The sequence below is a fragment of the Streptomyces sp. NBC_00988 genome (assembly GCF_045162645.1).
GTDB lineage: Bacteria > Actinomycetota > Actinomycetes > Streptomycetales > Streptomycetaceae > Streptomyces.
The window spans coordinates 10359018-10384785 of sequence record NZ_CP108730.1; the positions used below are offsets into that span (position 1 = coordinate 10359018).

Below are 25768 nucleotides of genomic sequence, written 5' to 3' on the forward strand. Positions count from 1 at the left end.
GCGTGGGGATCATGAGGTGGGGGTTCCTGTCCGAGAAGGCCGGCCGCGGTTCCCGCCGTCGACCGTGGCCGACGGCGGGAACCCGCGCGCCCGCGACTACTCGTCGAAGGTGACGACGATCTTCTCCGCCGCGCCCGGCGTCAGCGCCAGCTCGAAGGCCTGTCCGACCTCGGCGAAGGGCACACGGTGGCTGATCAGCTTGGCGAACCGCTCGTGGTGCTCGGCGATCTCCCGCGTGACCTCGAAGATCTCGGTGGGGTAGCCCTGCGAGGCGATCAGCGTCAGCTCGCTGCGCAGCATCCCGCCGAGGTCGATGTCGGCGCCCTTCTTCTGTACGGCGACCATCACCAGCTTCGCGCCCCACTTCGCGGAGTCGACCGTGGTGTTGACGACCGCGGCGACACCGGCGGCGTCGAAGTAGATGTCGGTGCCGGGGCGGGGCTGGCCGAGCGCGTTGGCGGCGTGGCCGTGCAGCTCGGTCAGCCGGGCGGTCACGTCCTCCTCGGCGGAGTTGATCACGGCGTCCGCGCCGACGGCGAGCGCCGTCTCCAGGCGCGAGGCGATGACGTCCGCGACGACGACGTGCTCGACCCCGCGCAGCTTCAGCCAGATCGCCGCGCCCAGCCCGATGGGCCCGGCGCCGAAGATGACGACCTTGTCGCCGGGCTTCGCCTCCGAACGGTTGACGGCGTGCCGGGCCACGGCCATCGGCTCGTTGAGCGCGGCGACGTCGAACGGCACGGTGTCGGGGAAGACGGTGACGCTCTTGCCGATCTCGCAGTCCTCAAGGATCAGGTAGTCGCTCATGGCGCCGTGCTTGCCGCCGCAGCCGATGATCCCGGTGGGCGAGCCCTGCGGGTTGACGACCACCCGGTCGCCGGCCTTCAGGCCCTCGACCTCGGCGCCGACCTCGACGATCTCGCCGGCCGGCTCGTGGCCCAGGGGGACCGGGGTCATGGCGCCGCCGGGCCCGAAGGGGCCGCCGCCGATGTGCAGGAAGAAGGTGTCGGTGCCGCAGATCCCGCAGGCGCGGATCTTCATGAGGGCGTCCTTGGGCCCGGGCACCGGACGCTCGACGTCCACCACGTCGATCTTGTCTACGGCGCCGGTCTGCACGGACTTCATCGTGGCCATGAGGGGACTCGCTTTCCATGTGCGTGAGGGGGTGTCACCGGCCCGGCGGCGGACGGGGGAGTACTCCGGTCGCCGGGCCGGTGACCGCGCCGTACTCCGTCCCCACGGCGTACGGCGCGACGGGGACACCTCCGCTCAGGCGGCCCCAGCTCTTGACTTGCTTGAGTTAGGCAACCATAAATGCGTTACTTAAGTCAAGCAACCGTTTCCGACCTTGCTTAACTCAGGCAAGTAGCTGTTACGGTGGACGCATGTCCACACTGCCACCCGTAACAGCGCCCGTTCCGGAGGACGTAGCCGAGATCGAGCGGGTCCTCACCCGTATCGCCTACCTGGCCGGACGGGCCCGGCAGCACGAGCGTCTGATGGCGCTGGCAGGGCTGCCGCTGGACCGGGCCGCCGTGGCGATCCTCCGCTACATCGCCGAGAGCGAGCCGCTGCGCCCCGGTGTGCTGGCGGTCCGGATGTCCGTGGAGGCATCCCATGTCACGCGCCAGCTAAGGCAGTTGGAGCAGCTCGGCCATGTGGTCCGCATCCCGGACCCCGACGACGGCCGCGCCCAGCGCGTCCAGCTCACCGACAGCGGCCTGGCCGCGGTCAACCGCATCCGGGACGCGAGCCGCCGCGGCATGGAGATGGCCCTGATCCACTGGTCCGCCGAGGACCTGCGGGAACTCGCGGGCCTCTTCCACCGGCTGGTCGACGACTTCGTCACCCATGCCGAGGCGGCCGTGGACATCGAGCCGTCCGCCTGACGGCTCGGGAACCCGGCCGTACCCGGGACAGCAGCCCCGTCGCGCAATCGATGTCCAGGACCCGCAGCCCGGCCACCTCTCCGGCCAGGTCCAGGATCGCGGGCCTGTCGTGCAGAGTGTTGAACGGGCTGACGGCACTGTGCTCGGCCTACGCCTCACCGAAGGTTTCGTAGTCGGACGACTTCATGCGCCGGTCCTCGCGCCGGGAGCGGGTGTCGGGACGACCGCTCGGCTTGGCCTCTCAGGCCTCTCACGCCTCTCAGGCCTTGAAGCCGACCCCGCCGTACAACGAGACCGGTCTCTCGCCGAGCGGGGTCTCGCCCTCCGCGAGTTCGGGATGCCACTCGGACACGGACACGATGCCGGGGTCCATCGGCTCAAGTCCCTTGAAGACGCTGCTCACTTCGGCGTGCGAGCGGGCCACCAGGGTCACCCCGCCCGCCGCGTAGGCGGCGATGCCCCGCTCGACCTTCTCCCGTTCGAGGTCGGCCGTCATCGCGGACAGGACGAGGCAACTGCCCGGCGCCAGCGCGTCGATGAGGGTCGCCATCAGCTCGTGGGCGCCGTCCTCGTCCGGGATGAAGTGCAGCAGGGCGATCAGGGACAGCGCGATCGGGCGGTCGAAGTCGAGGACGCGGGAAGCCTGTTGGAGGATGGTGAGCGGTTCGCGGGCGTCGGCCTGGATGTACTCCGTCGCACCCTCGGGCGTATCGCGCAGCAGCGCCGCCGCGTGGGCGAGGACGATCGGGTCGTTGTCGACGTACACGACCCGCGCGTCCGGCGCCGTGGACTGGGCGATCTGGTGGAGGTTGGGCGCGGTCGGTATGCCGGTGCCGACGTCCAGGAACTGGCGGATGCCCGACTCCCGGACGAGCATCCGCGTCGCCCGCTGCATGAACCAGCGGTTGGCACGCGCGGTCCGCGGGGCGCCGGGGTCAAGTGACGTGATCTGCCTGCCGAGTTGCTCGTCGACCGGGTAGTTGTCCTTGCCGCCGAGGAACCAGTCGTACACCCGCGCCGGATGCGGCTTCGACGTGTCGATCCGCTGGACGGCCGGCTCTGTCCCGGTCACGCGATGCTCCTCTGCTCGACTGTGCGCTACGACGACACCCACTGGGTGTGCGAGAAGTTTGGCACGGTCATGTCGACCGGGTGGTGGCGTTTTGGGTGGCGCTGTTCAACACCCCGTCCAGGAAACGGATCAGGTCCGCGAAGACCTCCGCCCGGTTCGTCTCGTGGAACACCTCGTGCCGGGCGCCCGGATACACGCACTCGGTCAACTCGCCGCCGCTCAACCGCTCCACGCCGACCCGGCTGCCGGCGAGCGGGACGAGCCGGTCCTCGCCGCCGTGCAGCCAGAGCAGGGGGAGTCCGCCGATGTCGCCCAACTCGCCTACGGTCTTGAGGGTTTGGGCGAAGGCCTCCAGCGTCGGCCGCTTCATCGGACCGTGCCAGACCAGCGGATCCGCCGCGTACGCCGTACCGACGCCGGGGTCGCGGGACAGCGAGGCCGGGCTGATCGGGATGTCAGGGATCTCGGGAAGGGCGAGCAGTCGGCCCGGCAGTTCCCAGGTGCCGATCACCGGTCCGGACAGCACGAGCGCGGCCAACTCGTCGTCGTAGCGCTGCGCGAAGCGGGATGCGATCAGGCCGCCCATGGAGTGGCCGATCAGGACGAGGGGGACGCCCGGGTGCGTGGCGCGGGCCAGGTCGGCGACGGCGTGCAGGTCGGTGACCACGTCCTCGAAGTCCTCGATCAGCACGCGCTCGCCGGCCGACGTGCCGTGGCCCTGGTGGTCGGGGCCGAAGACCGCCGCGCCGTTCGTCAGCAGTACGGCGGCCAACTCGGCGTAGCGGCCGATATGTTCGCCGTATCCGTGCGCGACGAGGGCGACGTACCGCGGGTGTTCGTGCGGCCACTCGTGTGCGGTGATCGTGCCCCGGGTGCCTGTGAGGGGGTGCTCGCGGGTGTCGGCCATGTGTCCTCCGGCGGTGTCGGGAAGGTCCTGGTCCCGGGTGATCTTCCCAGGTGGCCCCGCGGGTCGTCAGCACCGGGACGCGGCCGGCAGGGGCCATCTGACGAGACACTCCTTACGCTGCCAGATGTAAGGACATACCATCGGTCCTCGCATGAACACGATGACTCTCTGGCACATATCCGGCTGGGAATTCGCCGCCCTCGCCGCCGCGGCCCTGCTCGTCGGCTTCTCGAAGACCGCCGTGAGCGGGGCCAACACGGTCAGTCTGGCGATCTTCGCGGCCGTCCTGCCCGCCCGCGCCTCCACCGGCGTCCTGCTCCCGATCCTGATCGTCGGCGACGTCCTCGCCGTCCTCACCTACCGGCGGCACGCCCACTGGCCCACCCTGTGGCGGCTGTTCCCGGCGGTCGCGGCGGGAGTCGTGATCGGGACGCTGTTCCTGGTGTGGGCCGACGACGCGGTCGTACGGACGTCGATCGGGGCGATTCTGCTGTTCATGGCGGGGGTCACCCTGTGGCGCCGACGCAAGGCGGAGGCGGTGGCTGGGGATTCGGCAGGGGCTGCTGACGAGCCGGACTCCGTCACCACCAGGTCCGGGCGGGCGAAGGCGCGCTCGTACGGTGTGCTCGGCGGTTTCACCACGATGGTCGCCAACGCGGGCGGCCCGGTGATGTCGATGTACCTGCTCTCCGCGGGCTTCCGGAAACTGGGCTTTCTCGGCACGTCGGCGTTCTTCTTCCTGATCGTCAACGTGACCAAGGTGCCCTTCAGCGTGGGCCTCGGTCTGATCGACGGGCACTCGCTCCTGCTTGACGCGGCGCTCGCGGCGTTCGTCGTGCCCGGTGCGTTGATCGGCAAATGGGCTGTGAACCGAATCAACCAGCGATTGTTCGAGCAACTCGTGATCGCGGCGACGATCATCGGCGGCCTGCAACTGCTCCTCCGCTGACCCCTCCGCCCCGTGACCTCGTACGCTCGCCGCATGTCCCCGCACATCCTGATCCTCGGCGGCACCACCGAGGCACGTGAACTGGCCGCCGAGCTGACGGCACTTCCCGAGGTGAAGGTGACCACGTCCCTCGCCGGGCGGGTGTCACGGCCGGGCGCGCTGGCAGGGGACGTACGGATCGGCGGGTTCGGCGGAGCCGAGGGGCTGGCCGCATGGCTGCGGGAGCACCACGTGGACGCCGTCGTCGACGCCACCCACCCCTTCGCCGAGACGATCACCGCGAACGCGGCGCGGGCCGGTGCGGCGACCGGGCTGCCGGTGGTCGTGCTGCGCAGGCCGGGCTGGCAGCCGGGGCCCGGGGACCACTGGCACCCGGTCGCTTCCTTGAGCGAGGCCGCCGAGGCACTGCCCGCACTCGGGCGCCGGGTACTGCTCACCACCGGCCGCCTCGGACTGGCCGCCTTCGCCCATCTCGCCCAACTGCGCTTCGTCGTACGGTCGGTGGAGCCGCCCGAGCCTCCGATGCCGCCGGACGTCGAGGTGCTGCTGGCGCGCGGGCCCTTCACCGTCGCCGACGAGGCGGCGCTGCTCCGCGAACACCGGATCGACGTGGTCGTGACGAAGGACAGCGGGGGAGCGGCGACGGCGGCGAAACTCACGGCCGCGCGGGAGGCGGGCGTCCCGGTCGTGGTCGTACGACGGCCGCCGTTGCCGGACGGGGTGGGCGCGGTGCCTGATGTGGCCGGGGTGCTGGAGCGGCTGGGGCTCAGCCCGGGGCGATGACCGTGGCGCGGAGACGGTCCACCGCGCGCAGTATCTCGTCACGGTTCTTGGCGCTCTTCATCCAGGCCGGGAGGCGGGCGACCAGCGTCATCTTCTGCCCGGTGTCGTACCAGGGTGCGCGTTCGCGCAGGTCGGCGGCGACGAATCGCCTGATCGGATCGAGGTGCTCAAGGTTGTACGCCCAGAGGTGGCCGTGCCTGGTCTCGGTCTGCAGCCACAAGGGCGGTCGGAAGTACCGGTGCATGTCGATCCGGCACAGGCCGCAGGACCGGCAGATCACGCGGGACTCCCGGCACCTGCCGCCCTCCCCGTCGGCGGTGGTGCAGGGCCCTCGCCCGAAGTGCGCGATCCGCTCGCAGCGCGGGCAGCGGACCAGTATCGACGACGCGAAGTCGGCGAGCGTGGCGCGCGGGTCGTGGAAGCGCACGGGCGTCGGGGTCATGCCGCGAGTATGACCACCGTCCCTCTCACCGGGCACCCGGTTTTCACGGCGCCGAGCTCGACTCCAACTCCGCCGCGCGCTGTGGCAGTCCGGAGCTCAGGTCCTCCACGAGGAGCCGCTTGGCGATGGAGTCGACCGCGGCGCGCAGGTCCGTACCCGAGGGGCGGCCGATGTCCTGCTGGACGCGGTCCTCCAGCCAGCTGCCCCACGCCCTGCCGATGACCTCGGCCTCGCGTTCGCCGGCCGCGGTGTGGGAGAGGAGGTAGCCGTCGCGGGTCAGATAGCCCTCCTGGACCATGCGGTCGAAGACCGGGAGGAGCACCTCCGGAGGCATGTGGCGGCGGGCGGCGATCAGGCCGAGGCTCGCGTGGCCGACCATCCTGCCGAACAGTTCGACCTGCATCACGGCCCAGGCGCCGGCGACGTCCAGCCGGGTGTCGGAGTCCGTGATGATCCGCCGGGCGGTGTCCAGGTCCGTGCTGCCGATGACCTTGCCCACGGCCGTTTCGAGGAGCCGTTGCGAGTCGCCGCCGCGCGGTGACGCGAAGCCCTCGCCCATGTCGGTGGAGCCCTTCCGCGCGCTGTCGCGCAGTTCGACCTGCTTGAGGAAGAGGGCCACGACGAAGCCGATCACCGCGACCGGGACCGTCCACCGGAACACCGTGTGGATGGTGTCGGCGTACGCGTTGATGATCGGCGCGGCGGCGGCGTGCGGCAGCTTGTGCAGGCCCTCGGGGCTGGTCGCCGCCTTGGTGATCACGGCCGGGTTCAGCGCGCTGCTCTTCGCGGCGGAGGCGATCCCGTCCTTGAGGTTGGGGCCCAGGCTGTTGGCGTAGATCGTGCCGAAGACGGCCGTACCGAACGAACTGCCCAGCGTACGGAAGAAGGTGACGCCGGAGGTCGCGGTGCCGAGGTCGGTGTACTCGACGGTGTTCTGCACGGCGATCGTCAGCACCTGCATGCACAGGCCGATGCCGGTGCCGAGCACGAACATGTACACCGATTCCAGGAACGCGCCGGTGCCCGGGCCCATGAGGGACATCAGATACAGCCCGACGCCCATCACCGCGGAGCCGATGATCGGGAAGATGCGGTACTGGCCGGTCTTGCTGACCACGTTGCCGCTGAAGACGGACGCGATCAGCAGCCCGATCACCATGGGCAGCGTCCGCACCCCGGAGACGGTGGCCGAGTCGCCGTCGACGTACTGCAGATAGGTCGGCAGATACGTCAGCGCGCCGAGCATCGCGAAACCGACGATGAAGCTGAGGATCGAGCAGACCGTGAACACCGGGTTGGTGAACAGCCGCATGGGCAGCATGGGTTGTGCCGCCCGGGTCTCCACCCAGCAGAACAGGCCGAGCGCGATCACACCGCCCACGAACAGGCCGATGATGGTCGACGAACCCCACGCGTACTCGTTGCCGCCCCAACTCGTCGCCAGGATGAGCGAGCTCGCGCCGACCGCGACGAGCGCGATGCCCAGGTAGTCGATCACGGGCCGCATCGCCGACTTGACCACGGGGATGGTGCGGGCCGCCGCGATGACGACGACGATCGCGATGGGCACGTTGACGTAGAACGCCCAGCGCCAGGTGAGGTGGTCGGTGAACAGGCCGCCCAGGAGCGGTCCGATGACCGTGGCCACGCCGAACACCGCGCCGATCGCGCCCTGGTACTTGCCGCGTTCCCGCAGCGGGATGACGTCGGCGATCAGCGCCATCGCCGTCACCATCAGGCCGCCCGCGCCGATGCCCTGCACCGCGCGCCAGGCGATCAGCAGCGTCATGTTGGTGGAGAGACCGCACAGGAACGAGCCCGTGATGAACACGATCGCCGAGACCTGGAAGACCACCTTGCGGCCGAACAGGTCGCCGAACTTGCCGACCAGCACGGTCGCGACGGTCTCCGCGAGCAGATAGGCGGTGACCACCCATGACATGTGCTCGGCACCGCCCAGGTCGGACACGATCGTCGGCAGGGCCGTACCGACGATCGTCTGGTCGAGGGCCGCCAGCAGCATGCCCAGCATGATCGTCACGAAGACGACGTTGCGGCGGCGGGAGTCCAGCACAGGGGGCTGCTGCGCGGAAGGCAGCGCGGTTTCCTCGGCGACTGTCACGGGGTCACTTTCACACCGGTAGGCCCCTCCTGCATACGGGGCGGTCCACTCGGGTGCCCCGCCGCCCCCGCCCGCTACTCGTTCTTCGGGTGCCGGCGCAGCAGATACGTGTCCATGATCCAGCCCTTGCGCTCACGGGCCTCCGCGCGCAGCCGCTCGATGCGCGGGGCGGCCTCGGCTATCGGACCGGAGGCGAGGATCTCGTCCGGGGTGCCCAGGTACGCGCCCCAGTAGATGTCGATGTCCTGGTCGGCGTACCGCCGGAACGCCTGGTGCGCGTCCAGCATCACGACCACGTCGTCCACGTCTTCCGGGAACCCCTCGGACAGCCGTCGGCCCGTGGTGATCTGCACCGGGCGCGCGACCCGGTTCAACCCCGTGCGGTGCCGGGCGACGAGCGCCGAGACACTGCTGATGCCGGGCACGACGTCGTACTCGAACTCCACCGCACCCCGCTCCAGGATCTCCTCCAGGATGCCGAGCGTGCTGTCGTACAGCGAAGGATCGCCCCACACCAGGAACGCGCCGCTCTCGTCCTCGCCCAACTCCTCGGCGATGAGCCGCTCATAGATCTCCGCGCGGGCACTGCGCCAGTCCCCGACCGCGGGCGAGTACGCGGCACCCCCCGCCTTCCGGTCCCGCTCCGGGTCCCGCGCCTCGACCAGGCGGTACGTCCCCTCCGGTATGTGCGCGTCCAGCATGTCCCGGCGGAGCTGGGTGAGGTCCGACTTCACCTCGCCCTTGTCGAGGATGAAGAACACGTCCGTGCTCCGTAGCACCCTGACAGCCTGCAGGGTCAGCTGCTCGGGGTCGCCCGCGCCGATACCGATGACATGAATCTTTCGCACACCCCCGAGTCTGCCCCACGCCACTGACAGTCCGTACACCGCACCGGCACGCACCGATACAGAGCGGGTCAATCAGGGTCGAACCAAACATCGCTTCGGCTACGACGTCCCGCGCAGCCGAGGCGCCCGCGCCTCCGCGTCGACACTCCCGCCGCCGCGCTCCACGTCGTCCCCGAGCTCCCGCGCCCAGACCGCGACCCCCGCGAGATCCATCCCGTACGGTCGCTCCCGCCCCGACCGGGACGCCCACTCCTCGACGCCCCCGGCGCCGCGCCGCAGCAGCCGGGCCCCGCCGGTGACATTGCCCCGGGCCGCGTGCGTGAGACCCACGGCGAGCTGGGCGAGACCGCGCCACAGGGCACGTTCCTGGTCCGGCCCCGACTTCCAGGCGTCCTCGAAGACCTCGTGCGCGTGGAACGGCTTCCCCTCGTCGAGCAGCGCCTGCGCCTCGACGACGGTGTCCTCCGGCGCCCGCACGACCCCCTCGGGCTGCCGCGCCACACCGTCCGCGTCGTACGGCAACGGTCGCCCGAGCCCGTCCCGAGGCCGGGCATTGCGCGCCCGCCCCTCGCCGTCCCGGTCCCGCGCGCCGGCCGTACCGCCTGAGGTTGTGTCGCTCATACGACGATTGTCCCGCGCCCGGCACCGGCTTCGGCACACCCCTGGGCGTGGGGTAAAGTGCTGTTCGCGCGATCACACGGTTCTCCGTGGGAAGCGCACCGGGACGTGGCGCAGCTTGGTAGCGCACTTGACTGGGGGTCAAGGGGTCGCAGGTTCAAATCCTGTCGTCCCGACGGTGTGAAGGGTCTTCGCAGGCGAGAGCTTGCGGGGGCCCTTTTCGTATGGGGCGTTTCCCGTCCTCGGGGTGGAGCGCGCCGCCTGCCGCGCGGGCCGCGCCCACCAGTGCGGCGTCCCCCGCAGAGCTGGCAGGTCTGATCGCACGGGCTCCGGGAGGCAGCGGATCCGCGCAGGCGCGCGGGTCGTCCGGTGTCCAGCCCCCGGTCACGAGACCCGTGGACAGGGCGGGGGCGACGAGGTCCCAGGAGCGGGCCATGGAGCCTCCGACGACCAGGGCGGTCGCGCCGAAGCCCACCATGCGCGGGGCCAGCGCGATGCCCAGTCCGGTGAAGGCGTCGTCCAGTACCCGCCGGGCTCGCTCTTCCCCCGCTCTGGCACGTCCGGCGATGTCGTGCACATCGGCGGCGGGGTCGCCGTAGCGGGCGAGGATCGCCCTGCGGGAGACGGTGTCCTCCAGTGGTCGGCCGTCGATCTCGGTGAGGTCCATCCGGCCCTCGGGCGGTATGCCGGGACCGGTGTCGCAGATGCGGCCGTCGGCGAGGAACGCCGAGCCGACACCGGTGCCGAGCGTGATGCCCACGGCGCGGCGGTGCCCGCGGACGGTGCCTGCCGACCACTCGCCGGTCAGGAAGGCGTGGGCGTCGTTGAGGAACACGATGTCGCCGGGGCGCTGTCGCAGTCCGTGGAGGAGCGCTCGCCGCACGTCCATCCCGTAGAGGGCCTCGAACTTGCCCACGCCCCTGAAGAGGGCGATCCCCCTTGCGTAGTCGAACGGCCCGGGCACCGCCACGCCCCACCGCGCGCCAGGCGGCACCGGCAGTCCGTCGGCGCAGTCGCGTACGCGGCCGAGTATGGCTTCGGCGTCGCCGTCCGCGTCGAGCGGCGTGCGCGTACGGCTGGTGACGCGTCCGTCGCGCAGGTCGACGAGCGCCGCGGTGACGTGGCTGCCGCCGATCTCCAGGACAGGGATCAACGGACCAACGCCTTCACGACACACACCGGGCCGCCGGCTGCTGCTCGCAGGGTGTAGCGGCCGACCGCGGCCGGCACGGTGAGTGTTTCCGCGTAGGCCAGTTCGTGCCGGTCTCCGGCCGCCGTGTGCACCGTGACGCCTTCCCCTTCCACCACGTTCAGGATGTGGAACCGTCCCTGCGTGTCGTCGACCGCCTCGGCCCCGGCGTCGAGGACGAACCTCCTGACCTCGTAGAACATCTCGGGCAGCGCGCCGATGACCTCCTCCCGCCAACCGGCGCCCTCGCGCAGGGTGCGCGGTTCTTGGACCAGGTCACGGGCGACGGCCTCCCCGCGTCGTCCGGTCTCCAGGTTGGCGAATCCGTGCTCGTAAGGGAGGGGGCGCGGGTTGCCGTCGGCGCCGGGCCGCAGCCAGTCGTAGAACCTCAGGCTGTACAGATAGGGGGTGGCGCTGATCTCCAGGACGAGGTTGCCCGCGCCGCTGGCGTGCGGGGTGCCCGCCGGGATCATGAACAACTGGCCCTGTTCGGCGGGGAAGGCGAGGACGTGGTCCTCGGGGTCCATGGGTACTCCGTCGGTGATGGACCGTTCCACCTCCTTGCGGAAGACGTCCACGTCGGCGTCCTCGCGCAGGCCGAGAAACACCTTGGTGTCGGTGCTGCCGAGGGTCAGGTAGTACGTCTCGTGCTGGGTGTACGCCCAGCCGAAACGCTCGCGCATGTACGGCTCCTTCGGGTGGCAGTGCACGGAGAGGCTGCCGCCGCCGACGGTGTCCAGGTAGTCGAAGCGGATCGGGAAGGACGTGCCGAAGCGGGCGTGCACCTCTGCCCCCAGCACGCTCAACGGTTCCAGCACGCACAGGAGTTGGAACGGCACCTCGGCCTGGGCCTCCGGTCCGGTGCCGATGAGGATGCCGGCCTCGGGTGCGATCAGTTCGTAACCGAGGGCCGTATTACGAGAGTCGGGGTTGAAGCCGAGCTCGCGCTGGGCCCAATGGCCGCCCCAGGGAGTGGAGTTGAAGTACGGGCGGGTGCGGACCGGCTTGTGGGCCAGGGCTGCGTACGTGGCGCGCAGGCCCGCTCCGTCGATCCATGCGGGCTGGTCGGGGTGCTGTACGTCGAGCCAGGCGTCGAAGCGGTGGGCGAGCGCGTCGCGGTGCCGGTCGAGCATCGGCCAGTCGATGTAGAACAACCGCCTGAAGTCGGGCTTCTCGCCCGGCAGTCCGAGGTTGGCGCCCGGCTCACCCGCTCCGACGGCGGCCTCCGCGTAGCGCTTGGGCACATCGGCGTACCAGAGCAGGTCGTGCTCCACGAGGGCGGCGCCGGGGCCGTAGACGAGGAGGAGTCCTGCCTGTGGTGGTGCCGGTACCGGGAGGGTTTCGAAGAGGTCGTCGAGGGGGTTGTCGGCGAGCTTGCGGAAGTAGGGGTCGTCGGCGTCCGCCAGGCGTTCGGTACGACTCCTGATGTGTGTCGGCGGTGCGTAGTGGCTCCGGATGTCGAGCAGGGTGACGGGGGTGCCGCGGTCGGTCAGCTCGTGTTCGAGGCGGTCGGCGAGGAGGGGCCAGTCGACCGACGGGGGGCCGTCGATGGCCAACACCGTGGGGCCGGTGGGGAGTTGGGAGGCCACTGCCTGCCATCCGGTGTGGAGGACGGCCTGTGGGGCGGGGGCGTAGCGCGGATCGAGCTGGTACACGGGGTTTCCTTTCGCGGACAGGGCGCCGCTCATTCCTTGCTCGATCCGGCGAGCATCCCGGACACCAGGGTGCGCTGCGAGAAGAGGAAGAGCACCAGCACGGGCAGGATGGCGATGATGATGGCCAGGGCGAGTTCGGGGATGGTGATGTTCAGTCCCGCGCCGGCGACGGGGTTGAACGACGGTGTGGAGGTGAGCAGTTGGTTCAGGCCCACCTGGACGGGGAACTGCTCGCTGTTCGGCAACACGAGATACGGCAGGAAGAAGTTGTTCCAGTTGCCCACGAAGCTGAAGAACGCGACCAGTCCGACCACCGGCTTGGCGAGCGGGAGCGCGATGCGAGCGAAGAGCTGCCACTCCGTGCAGCCGTCGATGCGCGCGGCGGACAGCAGGTCCTTGGGGAGGCTGCTCCCGAAGTAGATGTAGACCAGGTACACGCCGAACGGATAGAAGGAGAAGGGGAGGATCAACGACCAGACGGTGCCGATGAGATGGAAGCGGTTGAGCTCCAGGAAGATCGGCAGCACCAGGGTGGCCTGCGGCATGATCATGGTGACCAGAGTGATCACGAGGAGCGTCTTGCGTCCCCGGAACTTCGTCAGCGCCAGCGCGTAGCCGGCCGGAACGCTGACGGCCAGCGTCAGGACGAGTGAACCGCCCGAGTAGATGGCCGAGTTGAGCAGCCACCTCGTCATGGCGCCGTCCTGGAAGGCGAACAAGTGCCGCCAGGCGGTGCCTATTTGATGGAACGAACCGAAGGAGAGCGGATTGTCCCGCACCACTTCGCCGGCGGTCTTCGACGGGGCCAGCAGCAGCCAGATCACCGGCAGCACGAAGAACACCAGGAGAAAGGCCAGGAGGAGTCCGACTACCAGGAAGGGGAGGCTCTTTGACAGGCGGACGCGTCGCCTCATGGCCGTCAGGGACAGAGTCGTCTGTGTCATTTCTCGTCCAACGTGAACAGGTTCGAGCGGGCGACCAGGAGACCGGCGGCGAGGAGGCCCACGGCGAGGAGGACGACGGAGATGGCGGCGGCGCCGTTGAAGTCGCCCTGCTGGAAGGCGTAGACGTACGCGAGTTGGTTCGGCGACCAGGTGGGACTGACCCTGCCGAGGCTGGCCGTCTGGAGGAGCTGGGGCTCCACGAACAACTGGGTGCCCGTCGCGAAGGCCATGATCGCCATGTAGACGATCCACTGCCGGATCATCGGGATCTGGATGTGCCAGGCGGTGCGCCACGGGCCCGCGCCGTCCATGCGGGCCGCTTCCAGCACCTCGTCGGGGATGTTGTTCAACGCCCCGTACATCACGACCATCCAGCCTCCGGCGCCGGTCCAGAAGGCGATCAGCATGAGGATCAGCGGCAGGTTGCCGGGCGCCAGGACGGCGGCGAACGTCTTGAACCCCAGGGCGGTGAGCAGCCGTGACACCGGGCTCACGTCGGGGTCCAGCATGAACAGCCAGACCAGCACGCTCGCCACTCCGGCGAGGGCGCCGGGGATGTAGTAGAGGAACCGGAAGAGCGCCGAGGTGCCCGGCCGCACGCGGCTGCGCAGGACCACGGCGGTCAGCACGACCAGGACGACGAGCGTCACCAGCCACATGACCAGATAGATCAGCATGTGGGTGAAGGCCGGGGCGAAGCGGTAGTCCTGGACGACCTTCGTGAACTGGTTGAGCCCGGTGAACTGGCCCCGGTCGTTGGTGAGTGACAGGTAGAACGCGTACCCGGTGGGGAAGACGCCGAACGCGAGCAGCAGGAGCGCGTAGCCGGCGACGAAGAAGTAGCCCGCGCGACCGCGGCCCGTGCGCCGCGGCGTGGTGCGGCGGCGCACGGGGGAGACGGCGACGCGCTCGGTCTCCAGCAGGGTCACTGATCGACCACCTTGTAGCCCTGGGTCTTCGCCTCGCCGGCGATCTCCTGCTGCCAGGCCGGCAGCGTCTCCAGCAGGCTCTTTCCGGCGGTCAGGGCCGGGAGCACGACGCTGGACCAGGCGGTGGAGTCCGAGAACCTGGTGTTCGACCAGCCGGTCCACACCTCGTTCGCGGCCTGCTCGAACGGCCCGCTCACGTCATTGGCGAAGTAGTCCTTGTTGGCCGGGTTCGCCAGCCATGCCTTCGCGGCCTGGGTGTACGCCGGGTAGGTGGGCGCGGTCGCCTGGTTCGCGTCGGAGGTGGTCAGCCAAGTCACCAGATCCGAGGACGCCTTGAGGTTGGCGCTGTGCGAGGACACCATCCACACGCCGCCGCCGACGTTGCCCGTGGCGGCCGTGCTCTCTCCCTTCCATGTCAGCGGAGGCGCCGCGGCGATCTGCTTGGCCGGAGTCTTGAAGCCGGCCTTGAAGAGGTACTGGCCGTACCACGAAGGGCCGTATGCCATAAGGACTTTGGAGCCGCTGTCCTTGGCGAAGCCCTGGCTGAAGAAGCCCTGGGTGGCGACGGCCTTGGCGCTGATCAGGTTGTCCAGCAGCTTCGCCATCCGGGTGCACTTCGGGTCCTGCAGATCGGTGCGCAGGGTGTCCGGCTTCGTCACGCTGAACGCCGGGCACTGGCCCGACCAGAAGTACGACTCATGGGAGTTGGTGTCACCGACCGAACCGACGAGGTAGCCGGGGTGCTCCTTGGCGACCTTCGTGCCGAGGGCCTCGTAGTCCTCCCAAGTGGTGGGGACCTGGTAACCCCACTTGTCCATGAGGGACTTGTTGTACCAGAGGACGACCTGCGCGATGTCGTTGCGCATGCAGTAGGTGTGGCCGTTGAACTGACAGGGCGTCAGGGAGCCCTTGGCGAAGCCGTCGAGCGTGCTCTGCGGGACGAGCTTCTCGTCCAGGGGCGCGGCGAACGGCTGCGCGCCGGGCTTGGTGGCCTCCGACGCCCAGGTCACGTCGGTCGGATTGCCGAACACCACGTCCGGCCAGCCGCTGCCGGTCCGGTCGAAGAGCTGCACCTTCGACTGGAGATACGTCGAACCGTCGGCGCCGCCGTCGTACGTGACGATCTTCATCTTCACGTCCGGGTGAGACTTCTGGTAGGCCTGCACCGACGGCAGCCGGGTCGAGTCGGCCCACACCGTGATCTGCGAACTCGCCTTCTGCGCAACCGGCTTGAACGCCGACTGCTTGGCGGAGGAAGGGGTGGTGTCGGCGCTGGCGCAGCCGGCCAGGGCGGCCGCGGTGGCCAGGGACAGCGTGACGGCCGCCGCGCGGAGCAGCGAGTGACGCCGGCCGGTTCTCCGAGATCGGGAAGACTCCATCGTCTTGCCTTGCCTTTCTGTTCTTGTGCCGCTCAGCGCGGTTGCTCGACGAACGGCAGGAGTTGGCTGCCGTAGCCGAAATCGAGGGGAAGGGCTATGCCGGGCCCCGTGGGGGCGTGCACCAGGCCCTGGTCGTCCACGTGGCGCTCCCGGACGACGTTCACCGAGGTCACCAGGGACTCGTAGTAGGTGGTGTTGGAGATGGCCATGCACAGGTGGTGGTTGGGGATGTCCGAACCGTGCACCTCGGCCCGCAGCCGGTAGGCGTCGGCGAGATGCGCGGTGCGCATGGCGCCGGTGACACCGCCCCGGAGCGTGGTGCCGGCCCGGACACCGAAGGTGGCGGCACCGGCCCGGATGAAGTCCGCCGCGTTCATGTGCGCACCGTCGGACGTCTCGGCCACCAGCAGCGGTACGTCCACGACCTCCGCCAGCTTCTGGTACGCGGAGATGCTGAACTCCCGCATCGGCTCCTCGTACCAGAGGTAGTCGGCCTCGGAGAGCGCCCGCCCCAGCCGGATCGCGTCGGGCAGGTCGAAGCCCGCCGAACCGTCGTACATCAGCGGGACGTCGGGACCGACGTGCTCGCGCAGGGCCAGGCACAGTTCCGCGTCACGGCGGGCGTCGCCCCAGGCGTGCAGCTTGATGCCTCGGTAGCCCAACTCCAGGCACTGGTCCGCCACGTCGAGGAACTCCGCGATACCGGCGAACGTCGAGGTGGAGGCGTAGGCGGGGATGGCGTCCCGGAAACCGCCGAGCAGGCGCCAGACCGGTTCGCCGTGGTAGCGGCCGGCCAGGTCCCACAGGGCGATGTCGATCAGGCCCAGGGCGGGGAGCGGGAGTTCGTGGATACGGTCCAGCTCCCACACCCGGTGCCACAGCCACTCCCGCTGGAACGGGTCGGCTCCCACCAGTTCCGCACGGAAGACCCGGTCCACCAGGTCCCGCAGCATGGAGTGGGCGCCGGGACGGGCGAACACCGCCACGCCCTCGGCTCCCTCGTCGGTCCCGATGTGCAGGACCGCGCCGTCGCCCACCGGAGCGCTGCCGCTCAGCCCGTCGCGCCAGCGGAAGGGCGGACTGGCTGCCGGAACATCGATCCGGTGCACTTCGACATGGGTGATCTTCATCCTGGCTTTCGTCTTCTGTAGGGAGAAAGGTTTCGGCTCGGACGCGGAGTATCCGGAATCCGAGTACTCCGCATCGGAGTGCTCAGAAGCCGCCGTACGCCTGGAGGGCGTAGATGCTGCCGCCGTTGCCGCTGGAACCGGTGACGGTCAGGCGCAGGAAGCGTGCGGTGACGGGGGTGCCGGCGAAGGCGTAGTTGGTCCGCGCAGTGGTGTTGTCGGCTGTGTGGTCCTCGAACGTCGACCAGTTCTGGCCGTCGGTGGAGTACTCCAGGCGGTACTTGTAGCCGCTCGTCAACTCGAAGGTGGTGACCACGGCGGAGACGGCGGTGTCCTTGCCGAGGTCGACCTGGAGCCAGGACGGGTCGGGCAGTCCCAGGCCCTGCGCCCAGCGGGTCGTCAGATCGCCGTCGACCGCCTTCGCCGGGGCGTAGCCCTCCGACTCGGAGGACGCGGTCGCCGTCCTGTTCAGGGCCAGGTCGTTGTCGGCCGGGGTGGTCACCACCGCCGCCGGGCTGGGCGCGGAGGCGTTGAGTTCGGCGTCGCGTGCCACGACGGTGAAGGTGTACTGGGTGGCGGCGGTCAGGCCGGAGACCCGCAGGGTCGTGGCGTCGGTGACAGCGATCCGCTTGCCGTCCTGGTAGACGACATAGCTGGTCACGCCGGTGTCGTCGGTGGACGCGGGCCAGCTCACATCCACCAGGCTGGGCAGCAGTGGCTTGACCGTGGGCTGTCCGGGGGCGGTCGGGGCCGTGTGGTCCGTGACGGTCCTCGGGGTGCCGTAGACCTGGAAGTCGTAGATGCTGCCGCCGTTCCAGCTGGAGCCGGTGACGGTCAGTCGTACGAAACGGCCCGCGACCGGGGTGTCCGTGTGGGCGTAGTCGGTCGCCGCCGTGGTGTTCGCGGCGGTGCGGTCCGCGAGGGTCTTCCAGTGGACCTCGTCGGGGGACACCTCGATGCGGTACTTGTAGCCGCTGGCCTTCTCGAAGGTCGTGATCGCGCCGTTCACGTCGTACGACGCACCGAGATCGACCTGGATCCAGGACGGATCGGGCAGGCCCAGGCCCTGGGCCCAGCGGGTGGAGAGGTCTCCGTCGACCGCCTTCTCCGGGGTGTTGGCCTCCGAGTACGACGAGGCGGTGATCGGCTTCTTCAGCGCGAGGTCGGAGCCGGACGGCATGGTGACCTTGAGCGCCTGGCTGGGCTGGGACTCGTTGCCGGCGGCGTCGCGGGCGGTGATCTTGAAGGTGTACGTCTTTCCGGCGGTCAGGCCCGGGAGGCGCACCGAGGTGCTGCCCGTGGCGCTGACGAGCTTGCCGTCGCGATAGACGGAGTAGCCGGTGACGGCGGTGTCGTCGGTGGACGCGGGCCAGGTGAGGTCCGCGATCGTCGGGAAGTCAGTAACCGCGCTCGGAGTGCCGGGGCTGCTGGGTGCCTGGTGGTCGGTGACGGCGGGGTCCGGGTCCAGGTGGCGGTAACTCGGTTGCAGGCCAGCGTTGTTGACGATGGATGCCGGCAGCTGGGCGCAGGAACCCACGGTGGTGTTGCCGCTGATCGTGCTGCCCGTGCTGTTGGCCTGGGTGGAGTAGGCGGGCTGGGTGGTGAAGTTGCCCGTGGCGTCGATGTCCATGCCGTGGTTGAGGAACAGCCACTGGTAGGCCACGTCGCACAGGGCGTTGCCGGTGTTCGTCCAGTACCGGCTGCCCTCGTCGTGGTAGATCGCGCCGTAGGCGGGCGGTGGTGTGCCGTGGATGTAGTTGCCGGACACCACACCGCCGGGGTTGGAGCTCAGCGTGTAGATGGCACCGCCGTCGGCCTGCGACTTCATGATGTCGTAGATCTCGTTGTCGGTGACCTCGGTGTCGCGGCTGGTCGTGGGGGTGTCCCAGATCGGAACGCCCAGGTTTCCCGGGTAGTTGGTGTCGCCGCCCTGGTCGGTCAGGCCCCAGCCCCAGCCGACGGAGATGCCGGTGTAGGGCAGGTCGTAGACCTTGTTGTGGGTGATGGTGGTGTGGTCGGTGTAGCCGGCCAGGATGCCGATGGAGCCGTTGTACTGGTCGGCGACCTTGGTGACCACGTTGTTGTCGACCCTGGTGTCCTTGGTGATGTCCCGGGGGTCGTCGGGGTGGGCGTCGATCACCTCGACCCCGCCTATCTGGATGCCGGTGGCGGCGATCTGGCGGAAGACGTTGCCCGTGATGTCGGTGCCCTGGGTACCGGTGTTCAAGTTCAGCCCGACCGCGCCGAGATGGGTGAAGGTGTTGCCCTCGAAGCCGATGCCGTGGCCGTAGCTGACATTGACCGCGCCGGGCGTCTTCTGCCACTTCAGGCGGGTCGCGTCAAAGGTCGGGTCGTTGCCGACCATCCGGAAACCGGCCTGGCCCTCGATGAGGCCCTCGGACGAACTGGGCGCGAGCCAGGTGGAGTTGGAGAAGGTGATGCCGCGGAAGGACACGTTGCTGACCGGGGCGGTCCTGGTGCCGTCGAGGTCGACCAGGTCCTGCACCAGCGGCACGGTGACGTTCGCGGTGGAGAGGTTCTGGCCGGCCTTGGGCATGTAGTAGATCTCGCCCGCGCCCTTGTCCAGGTACCACTCACCGGGGGTGTCCAGCAGCTCGCGGGCGTTCTCCAGCCAGGTGGGGTTCTGGATCTCCTGGCCCTGCTGGAGATGGGCGTTGTGCCAACAGGGCTGCTGCATCGTCATCTTGTTGTCGGCGATCGACTGCACGGGGCAGCGCATCAGCTTCCAGCCCCAGGAGCTGACGACCTCCAGGTCCGAGGGACGCTTGTACGCGTTGAGACTGGAGTCCGTGAAGGCGTAGCCGGTGGACGTCTGGCTGAACCCGGCGGGGTTCTTGCCGCTGCGCGCCCGGGTCTCCAACTCGCCGTCCACGTACAGCTGTCGGGTGTCGATGTCACCCACCTTGGCCTTGTAGACCTTCCCCGCCGAGTCGGCCGGGGTCCAGCCGGTGACCTGCTTGCCCCCGCTGATCACCGGGTGCGCGCCGGGCGCGGCCTCGTAGAAGATCCGGTGTCCGTCACGGCCGGAGTCCCGGGCGGTCAGGGCGAAGGTGCGGCTGAGCTGGTAGGTGCCGGACAGGAGCCGGACATGGATGTCGCCCTTGGCCTTCTGCTTGACGTCGCGTACGTAGTCCCGCGCGTGGTCGAGGGTCTTGAAGGGGTGGGCGGCGGTACCGGAGCCCACGTCCCGGCCGGTCGGGGAGACATAGACGTTCAGGTCCGGCGGTGGGGGAGCCGCCTGGGCCGGCACGGCGTTCAGCAGAGCGGCCACAACGGCGACCGAGCAGACGGCCGTGAAACTTCTTCGCAGCGGCACGGAGGCGCCCCTGCGCGCAGACGGATGAGACACACCTATCCAATCGCCTGAGGGAGGTTGATACCTGCAAGTCCCGGTCGTCCACCGGGACTTCAGGGCGTCGGGCGGCCCGATCGCTGTGCCGCGGCACATGCGGGGCCGGCCGGTCCACGGGGCTGCCGCCTTCGCGGACGGCGGTGGAGCCCCGGTGCTGCCACCTACTGAGAGGGCCCCGGAGGTCCCTCGGGGGCCGCGTGAGTGTCGGTACTGAACAGCCGGCCGCGAATCTTGTTCTCGAACTGGCTCTGGGTGGTGCCGATGTGCTCCACCATCAGCCGCTCGGCGAGATCGGCCGCCCCCGCGGCGACCGCCTCCGCTATGGCCACATGCTGGTGTGCGGCGACCTCCAGCGATCCGGGCACGTCACCGTGGAAGAGCAGCACGTCGGACTGGGACGCCAGGCGCCGCACGCCGGCGACGCTCGCCCTGAGGAACACGTTGTGCGCGGCGGCGCCCACCGAGTCGTGGAAGGCCGCGTCCGCCTTGGCGAAGGTGTCCACGTCGTTCATCGTGGCCGCCGTCAGGGAACTCTCCGCGCTCTCCCGGATGGCCCGGACCTCGATCGGGGTCGCGTGGGAGGCGGCACGGCGTGCTGTCTCCGACTCGATCACCTTGCGGTAGTCCAGGAGCATGCGGACGTCTTCCATGCTGGTCGGCCGGAAGTGCGAGAGTTCGTCGTCCAGCAGTCCGCCGACCGAGGCGGCGACGAAGATGCCGGCGCCCCGCCGCACGGTGAGCCGGCCGATGGCGGCCAGGACCTTCACGGCCTCGCGGGTGACGTTACGGGACGCTCCCAGGATCTGGGCCAGGCCCTGCTCCGTGGGGAGACGGTCGCCGGGTCGCAGGTTCTGCTGAGCGATGTACTCCAGCAGTTGTTCCGCGACCAGTTCGTACCCCGGACGGTAGGCCGGTGTTGAGTCACCCAAGGCGAACCCCTCTTGCGTCACGAATGAATCAGGTTCATTTTCCGTGGCCAATATGGCACTGCCGTTGCGAGTTGGGAAGAGATCGGACGGATCTCGGTATGCAGCCCTGCAAAGACGCTGACAAAAATGAATGAACTACGCATATCTGTCGAGGTGTTGCGTGAGATGGATCCCATCCTTAAGGTCCTGCCTGCCAGATGAAGCAGATCCTTCTCGATGCGGCGAGGGCCGTGGAAGCGGGAATCCCGTGAGGGCACGCCCACTCGGTCGTACGAGCGTCCAGGTCAGCACGCTGGGATTCGGTGCCGCCCCCATCGGCAATCTCCACAGCCCGATCGGCGACTCCCAGGCTCAGGCCACCCTCGATGCCGCCTGGGACGCAGGGGTGCGCTACTACGACACCGCCCCGCACTACGGCCTCGGCCTGTCCGAACGGCGGCTCGGCGACGCCCTCGCGCACCGCACACGGGCGGAGTTCACCATCTCCACCAAAGTCGGCCGGCTGCTGGAACCCCACCCGGCACCCACCGGATCCGACCTGACGGCGGGCGGCTTCGCCGTACCCGACACGCTGGTCCGCCGCCCCGACTACTCACGGGACGGCGTACTGCGAAGCCTCGAAGCCAGCCTGAAACGCCTGCGGTTGGACCATGTGGACATCGTCTACGTCCATGATCCCGACGATCATCTGGCCGCTGCCCTTGACCATGCGCTGCCGGCGTTGACCGCTCTGCGCGACCAAGGTGTCATCGGCGCCGTCGGTGTCGGCGCGAACACGGTCGCCCCGCTGCTGCGCGTAGTCGAGGAGGCGGAGGTCGACGCCGTGATGGTGGCCGGGCGGTGGACCCTCCTCGACCGCACCGCCCGCCCCTTGCTGGACGCGTGCGCCGGGCGGGGGGTCGCGGTGGTGGCCGCCGCCCCGTTCAACTCCGGTCTGCTCAGCCGTCCTTACCCTCCGAGTGACGCCACCTTCGACTACGGCCCCGCCTCGGAATCGGCACTGCGTCGTGCCCGGCTTCTTGCCGAGGCGTCCGGTCGACACGGCACCGTACTCCCGCACGCCGCCCTGCGGTTTCCGCTGCGCGACCCCGGCGTGGCCTGCGTGGTCGCGGGTTTCCGTACCCCGGAGGAGGTCGTGTCCGCTGCCCGCTGGACCGCCACCGAACTGACCGAGGAAGCCTGGCTGGACCTCGACACGGCAGCCGCGCGGGCGGCGGAGGTCCCGCCCGCGTAACGTCAGTGAGTTACGTACTTATGCAATAAATTTGCAGTGGCTTGCGTATTTAATTCTTTACTTCGTCGGAATCTAGCGGGGTCGATGGGGTCTCTGTACGGTCGGGGCGCCGGTCTCCCCCCACTCCGTGAAGGAGCCTCACATGCTGACGATCCTCAGACCCCGGCGACTGGCGGTGGCCGTCGTCGCCGCGGTCGGTGCGCTGTGCGTGTCCGCCTTACCGGCCGCCGCCACACAGCAGGCGCCGCCGACCAAGGCCGTCGCGAGCGCCGCGGTGGGTGCGACGACGCCGTTCTCGGTCTATGAGGCCGAGGGGGGAACTCCCGGCGCCGGCGCGGCAGTTCGGTCGCTGACCTCGGCGCCGACGACGCAGTACTCCAGCGCGGTCTTGGAGGCGTCCGGCCATTCCTATGTGCACCTGGGCGACACGGGCCAGTCGGTGCAGTGGACGAACACCACCGGGCAGCCGATCTCCTTCCTCAACGTCCGTGCCAGCATTCCGGATTCGGCGTCCGGCGGCGGTGTTACCGGCACCCTGGACCTGTACGTCAACGGAGTGTTCCGGCAGGCGCTGAACCTCAACTCCCGGCAGACCTGGGTGTACGAGGGCAGCGGCAACTACAACACGAGCGACGACCAGAACCCGGCCGACGGTGACCCGAGGGTCTTCTGGGACGAGTCGCACGCCTTCGTCACCGGGGCCCCGATCCCGGCGGGCGCCACGTTCTCGCTGCGGAAGGGCGCCGACAACAGCGCGTCCTTCTACGACGTGGACTCCGTCGACATCGAGAACCCGCCGGCCCCGCAGGCACAGCCCGCGAACTCGATCTCGATCACGAGCTGCGGCGCGGTGGCGGACGACACCCCGACCAACGGCGCGGCCGACAGCCAGGCCGTGGACAGCCGGGCCGCCATCCAGAGCTGCATCGACCAGGCCGAGCAGCAGGGAAAGATCCTCTGGATCCCGCAGGGCACCTTCTACGTGAAGGGCACCACGGGACTGGACGCACAGGGGATCACCATCGCGGGCGCGGGCCTCTGGTACAGCACGGTCTACCGTGACGTTCCCGTCCCCAACTCCACACCGCTGGCAGCCCTGTTCGACCTGACGTCCTGCACGGTGCGCAACTTCCACATCGACGCCAACGCCGTCAGCCGGAGCACCATCGGCGGGGACGGCGGCGCGATGGACACCACCGGCACCGGCTGGGTGGCCGACGGCATCTGGACCCAGCACACCATGTCCGGCTTCTGGGCCTCCGGCACCGGCGGGACGGTGAAGAACAGCAGGCTGACGTCGATCTGGGCCGACGGGATCAACGTCAACAACGTGTCGCTGAACGCGGACACCGGGAACGACCTGACGGTCACGAACAACTTCGTGCGCGGCACCGGGGACGACGCGATCGCCATCAACTCGGTGGCGTACAACACCAACAGCGACGGTTCCCAGACCCACTACAACCCGATGACCGATGTCACCGTCAGCAACAACACCTCGATCGCGCCCTGGGGCGGCAAGGGCATCGGGATCTACGGCGGCAGCGGCCACCAGGTCAAGGACAACTACATCAGCGACACGGCCCGTTACATCGGTCTGGGCGCCGGGCGCTTCGGTGTCAACGGGAGCGACCTGCTGTCCGCGACCGTCACCGGCAACACCGTGGTCCGCGCCGGCGGCAACGCCTACAGCCAGGGCCAGCCCGCCCTGCACATCGGCAACGGCGGCGACGGACAGAACACCGGGACCGTCGACAAGGTCACCGTGACCGGCAACACCGTCACCGACTCCCTCTACGACGGCATCGCCTTCTCCACCTCGACCAACACCCTGCTGCAGGACAACACCATCAGCAGTCCCGGCCGTAACGGCATCGCGATCTCGCCGCCCTTCTATCCCGCGCCCACCGGCTCCGCGACGATAACCGGCAACACCGTCACGGGACTTGGCTCCGGCACCTTGGCCTTCGTCAACAACTCCACCGGATTCGTGGCCACGTTGAGCGACAACCACTGGCCGCCACCCGCTCCCGAGGGCCCCTACGGCGGCACCCCGGCCGCCGTGCCTGGAACGGTCCAGGCGGAGGACTACGACACCGGTGGCCAGGGCGTCGCGTACAACGTCACCTCCGTCAACGGCAACGCCAACTCCTACCGCGCCGACGGCGTCGACCTGGACAACACCTCGGACACCGGCGGCGGTTACAACCTCGGCTGGACCGGCGCCGGACAGTGGTTCCGCTACACCGTGGACGTCGCCACGGCCGGCACCTACACCCTCGACCTCCGCGTCGCGGCCCCGTCCGCGGTGCCCGGCGCGCTGCACCTGTCGGACGCCTCCGGCACGAACCTCACCGGAGCCGTCGACCTGCCCGCCACCGGCGACTGGCAGGCCTGGGGCACCGCGACCACGCAGGTGACCCTGCCCGCAGGCCGACAGGTTCTGACGCTCGACCAGGACAGCGGCGGCTGGAACATCAACAACTTCGTCTTCGCTACGGGGAGTAGCGCACCGTCGGCCACCCTGACCGCGACTCCGGGATCACTGACCTTCGCCGACCAGACGGTGAACACGACCAGCGCCGCACAGACCGTCACGGTCACCAACTCCGGTACCGCCGCTGCCTCGTTGACCGGAATCACCGCCGGCGGTGACTTCGCCCAGACCGATACCTGCGGCAACTCCCTTGCCGTCGGGGCGAATTGCACGGTCTCCGTCACCTTCACTCCCACCGCCTCCGGCACTCGCACCGGCACCCTCACCCTGGCCGGCAACCATTCCAACAGCCCCACCACGGTGGCCCTTTCGGGCACCGGCACCGAGACCGTGAACTCCAACCTCGCCGCCAACAAGCCCACCGGCGAGTCCAGCCACACCGACGTGTACCCGTCGTCGAACGTGACGGACAGCAACCAGAACTCCTACTGGGAAAGTGCCAACAACGCGTTCCCGCAGTGGGTCCAGGTCGACCTCGGCTCGGCCCGCAGCGCCTCCTGCGTGGTGCTGCAACTGCCCGCCGCCTGGGGTGCCCGCACCCAGACCCTGACCCTGAGCGGCAGCACCGATGGCACCACCTTCACCACCCTGAAGTCCTCGGCGGCCCACACCTTCGACCCGGGCACCAAGAACACCGTGACGCTCACCTTCCCCGCCGCCGTCGAGCGCTACTACCGCGTCACCATCACCGCCAACACCGGCTGGCCCGCGGGCCAGTTGTCCGAATTCCAGGTCTGGAACGCCTGACCCCGCCCTCCTCCTGACCCCACCCTCCCCAAGGTGCCGCCGGACATCCCGTCCGGCGGCACCTTCGTGTTGTGCGGACACCTGAGATCTTGCGGGATACAAATTTGTTTGTTGCAAAGCCCTGTCGAGATATTG

Annotated in this window: 20 protein-coding genes and 1 tRNA gene; 6 read left to right on the top strand and 15 right to left on the bottom strand. The window is 69.2% G+C overall.

Going from position 1 to position 25768, the window contains the following annotated elements; genetic code table 11:
- Nucleotides 1-96: 96 nt before the first annotated feature.
- Complete coding sequence (locus tag OG496_RS46830; protein ID WP_405975224.1) at nucleotides 97-1134, bottom strand: zinc-binding dehydrogenase; 1038 nt, start codon at nucleotides 1132-1134, stop codon at nucleotides 97-99.
- Nucleotides 1135-1385: 251 nt separating this feature from the next.
- Here OG496_RS46830 and OG496_RS46835 point away from each other — a divergent pair, with 251 nt between their 5' ends.
- On the top strand, nucleotides 1386-1889 hold the full coding sequence (locus tag OG496_RS46835) for a MarR family transcriptional regulator (protein WP_366491972.1): 504 nt from the start codon (nucleotides 1386-1388) through the stop codon (nucleotides 1887-1889).
- Nucleotides 1890-2148: 259 nt separating this feature from the next.
- Here the strand turns inward: OG496_RS46835 and OG496_RS46840 are convergent, their stop codons facing one another.
- The gene (locus OG496_RS46840) at nucleotides 2149-2961 is read right to left on the bottom strand and encodes an SAM-dependent methyltransferase (protein ID WP_405975225.1); all 813 of its coding nucleotides are present in this window, start codon (nucleotides 2959-2961) and stop codon (nucleotides 2149-2151) included.
- A 67-nt stretch (nucleotides 2962-3028) separates the two neighbouring features.
- On the bottom strand, nucleotides 3029-3868 hold the full coding sequence (locus OG496_RS46845; protein WP_405975226.1) for an alpha/beta hydrolase: 840 nt from the start codon (nucleotides 3866-3868) through the stop codon (nucleotides 3029-3031).
- 151 nt (nucleotides 3869-4019) lie between these two features.
- On the opposite strand from OG496_RS46845, the gene OG496_RS46850 reads away from it, so the two are divergent.
- On the top strand, nucleotides 4020-4817 hold the full coding sequence (locus OG496_RS46850; protein ID WP_399388919.1) for a sulfite exporter TauE/SafE family protein: 798 nt from the start codon (nucleotides 4020-4022) through the stop codon (nucleotides 4815-4817).
- Between the two features lie 33 nt (nucleotides 4818-4850).
- Complete coding sequence (locus OG496_RS46855; RefSeq protein ID WP_405975227.1) at nucleotides 4851-5600, top strand: cobalt-precorrin-6A reductase; 750 nt, start codon at nucleotides 4851-4853, stop codon at nucleotides 5598-5600.
- On the opposite strand, the gene OG496_RS46860 is transcribed toward OG496_RS46855, so the two are convergent.
- From OG496_RS46860 to OG496_RS46875, 4 genes are all read right to left on the bottom strand, one after another.
- The gene (locus OG496_RS46860) at nucleotides 5584-6042 is read right to left on the bottom strand and encodes a hypothetical protein (RefSeq protein WP_405975228.1); all 459 of its coding nucleotides are present in this window, start codon (nucleotides 6040-6042) and stop codon (nucleotides 5584-5586) included. The two genes, OG496_RS46855 and OG496_RS46860, sit on opposite strands and share 17 nt — an antisense overlap.
- A 43-nt stretch (nucleotides 6043-6085) precedes the next feature.
- Complete coding sequence (locus OG496_RS46865; RefSeq protein WP_405975229.1) at nucleotides 6086-8164, bottom strand: MDR family MFS transporter; 2079 nt, start codon at nucleotides 8162-8164, stop codon at nucleotides 6086-6088.
- 74 nt (nucleotides 8165-8238) lie between these two features.
- Nucleotides 8239-9012: a precorrin-6A synthase (deacetylating) gene (gene cobF / locus OG496_RS46870; protein ID WP_405975230.1), complete on the bottom strand. Its 774-nt coding sequence runs from the start codon at nucleotides 9010-9012 to the stop codon at nucleotides 8239-8241.
- A 99-nt stretch (nucleotides 9013-9111) separates the two neighbouring features.
- On the bottom strand, nucleotides 9112-9633 hold the full coding sequence (locus OG496_RS46875; RefSeq protein WP_405975231.1) for a DUF309 domain-containing protein: 522 nt from the start codon (nucleotides 9631-9633) through the stop codon (nucleotides 9112-9114).
- A gap of 99 nt (nucleotides 9634-9732) precedes the next feature.
- Between OG496_RS46875 and OG496_RS46880 the strand changes: the two genes are divergently transcribed.
- Nucleotides 9733-9806, top strand: a tRNA-Pro gene (locus tag OG496_RS46880).
- Here the strand turns inward: OG496_RS46880 and OG496_RS46885 are convergent.
- The 8 genes from OG496_RS46885 to OG496_RS46920 all read right to left on the bottom strand — a co-directional run bounded on the left by OG496_RS46885 (nucleotide 9788) and on the right by OG496_RS46920 (nucleotide 21155).
- Entirely contained in the window at nucleotides 9788-10783 is a 996-nt protein-coding gene (locus tag OG496_RS46885) for an ROK family protein (RefSeq protein ID WP_405975232.1), read from the bottom strand. The genes OG496_RS46880 and OG496_RS46885 overlap by 19 nt on opposite strands.
- Complete coding sequence (locus tag OG496_RS46890; protein WP_405975233.1) at nucleotides 10780-12474, bottom strand: class I mannose-6-phosphate isomerase; 1695 nt, start codon at nucleotides 12472-12474, stop codon at nucleotides 10780-10782. The genes OG496_RS46885 and OG496_RS46890 overlap by 4 nt, the downstream gene beginning before the upstream one ends.
- A gap of 29 nt (nucleotides 12475-12503) precedes the next feature.
- Entirely contained in the window at nucleotides 12504-13418 is a 915-nt protein-coding gene (locus OG496_RS46895) for a carbohydrate ABC transporter permease (protein WP_366491961.1), read from the bottom strand.
- Nucleotides 13415-14347, bottom strand: coding sequence for a sugar ABC transporter permease (locus OG496_RS46900; protein WP_366491960.1), 933 nt, complete (start codon nucleotides 14345-14347; stop codon nucleotides 13415-13417). Before OG496_RS46900 ends, OG496_RS46895 begins: the two co-directional genes overlap by 4 nt.
- Nucleotides 14344-15726 carry an extracellular solute-binding protein gene (locus OG496_RS46905; protein WP_366491959.1) on the bottom strand — a complete coding sequence of 461 codons (1383 nt, stop codon included), beginning with the start codon at nucleotides 15724-15726 and terminating at the stop codon, nucleotides 14344-14346. Before OG496_RS46905 ends, OG496_RS46900 begins: the two co-directional genes overlap by 4 nt.
- Nucleotides 15727-15758: 32 nt before the next feature.
- On the bottom strand, nucleotides 15759-16856 hold the full coding sequence (locus OG496_RS46910; RefSeq protein WP_405975234.1) for an enolase C-terminal domain-like protein: 1098 nt from the start codon (nucleotides 16854-16856) through the stop codon (nucleotides 15759-15761).
- Between the two features lie 82 nt (nucleotides 16857-16938).
- Nucleotides 16939-20184: a discoidin domain-containing protein gene (locus OG496_RS46915; RefSeq protein WP_405976843.1), complete on the bottom strand. Its 3246-nt coding sequence runs from the start codon at nucleotides 20182-20184 to the stop codon at nucleotides 16939-16941.
- A gap of 203 nt (nucleotides 20185-20387) precedes the next feature.
- Nucleotides 20388-21155 (bottom strand): FadR/GntR family transcriptional regulator, encoded by a 768-nt coding sequence (locus OG496_RS46920; protein WP_405975235.1) that lies wholly within the window; start codon nucleotides 21153-21155, stop codon nucleotides 20388-20390.
- Between the two features lie 247 nt (nucleotides 21156-21402).
- Between OG496_RS46920 and OG496_RS46925 the strand changes: the two genes are divergently transcribed.
- A complete protein-coding gene (locus OG496_RS46925; RefSeq protein ID WP_405975236.1) occupies nucleotides 21403-22389 on the top strand; it encodes an aldo/keto reductase in 987 nt (328 codons plus the stop codon).
- A 142-nt stretch (nucleotides 22390-22531) separates the two neighbouring features.
- The gene (locus OG496_RS46930) at nucleotides 22532-25633 is read left to right on the top strand and encodes a carbohydrate-binding protein (protein ID WP_405975237.1); all 3102 of its coding nucleotides are present in this window, start codon (nucleotides 22532-22534) and stop codon (nucleotides 25631-25633) included.
- Nucleotides 25634-25768: the final 135 nt, after the last annotated feature.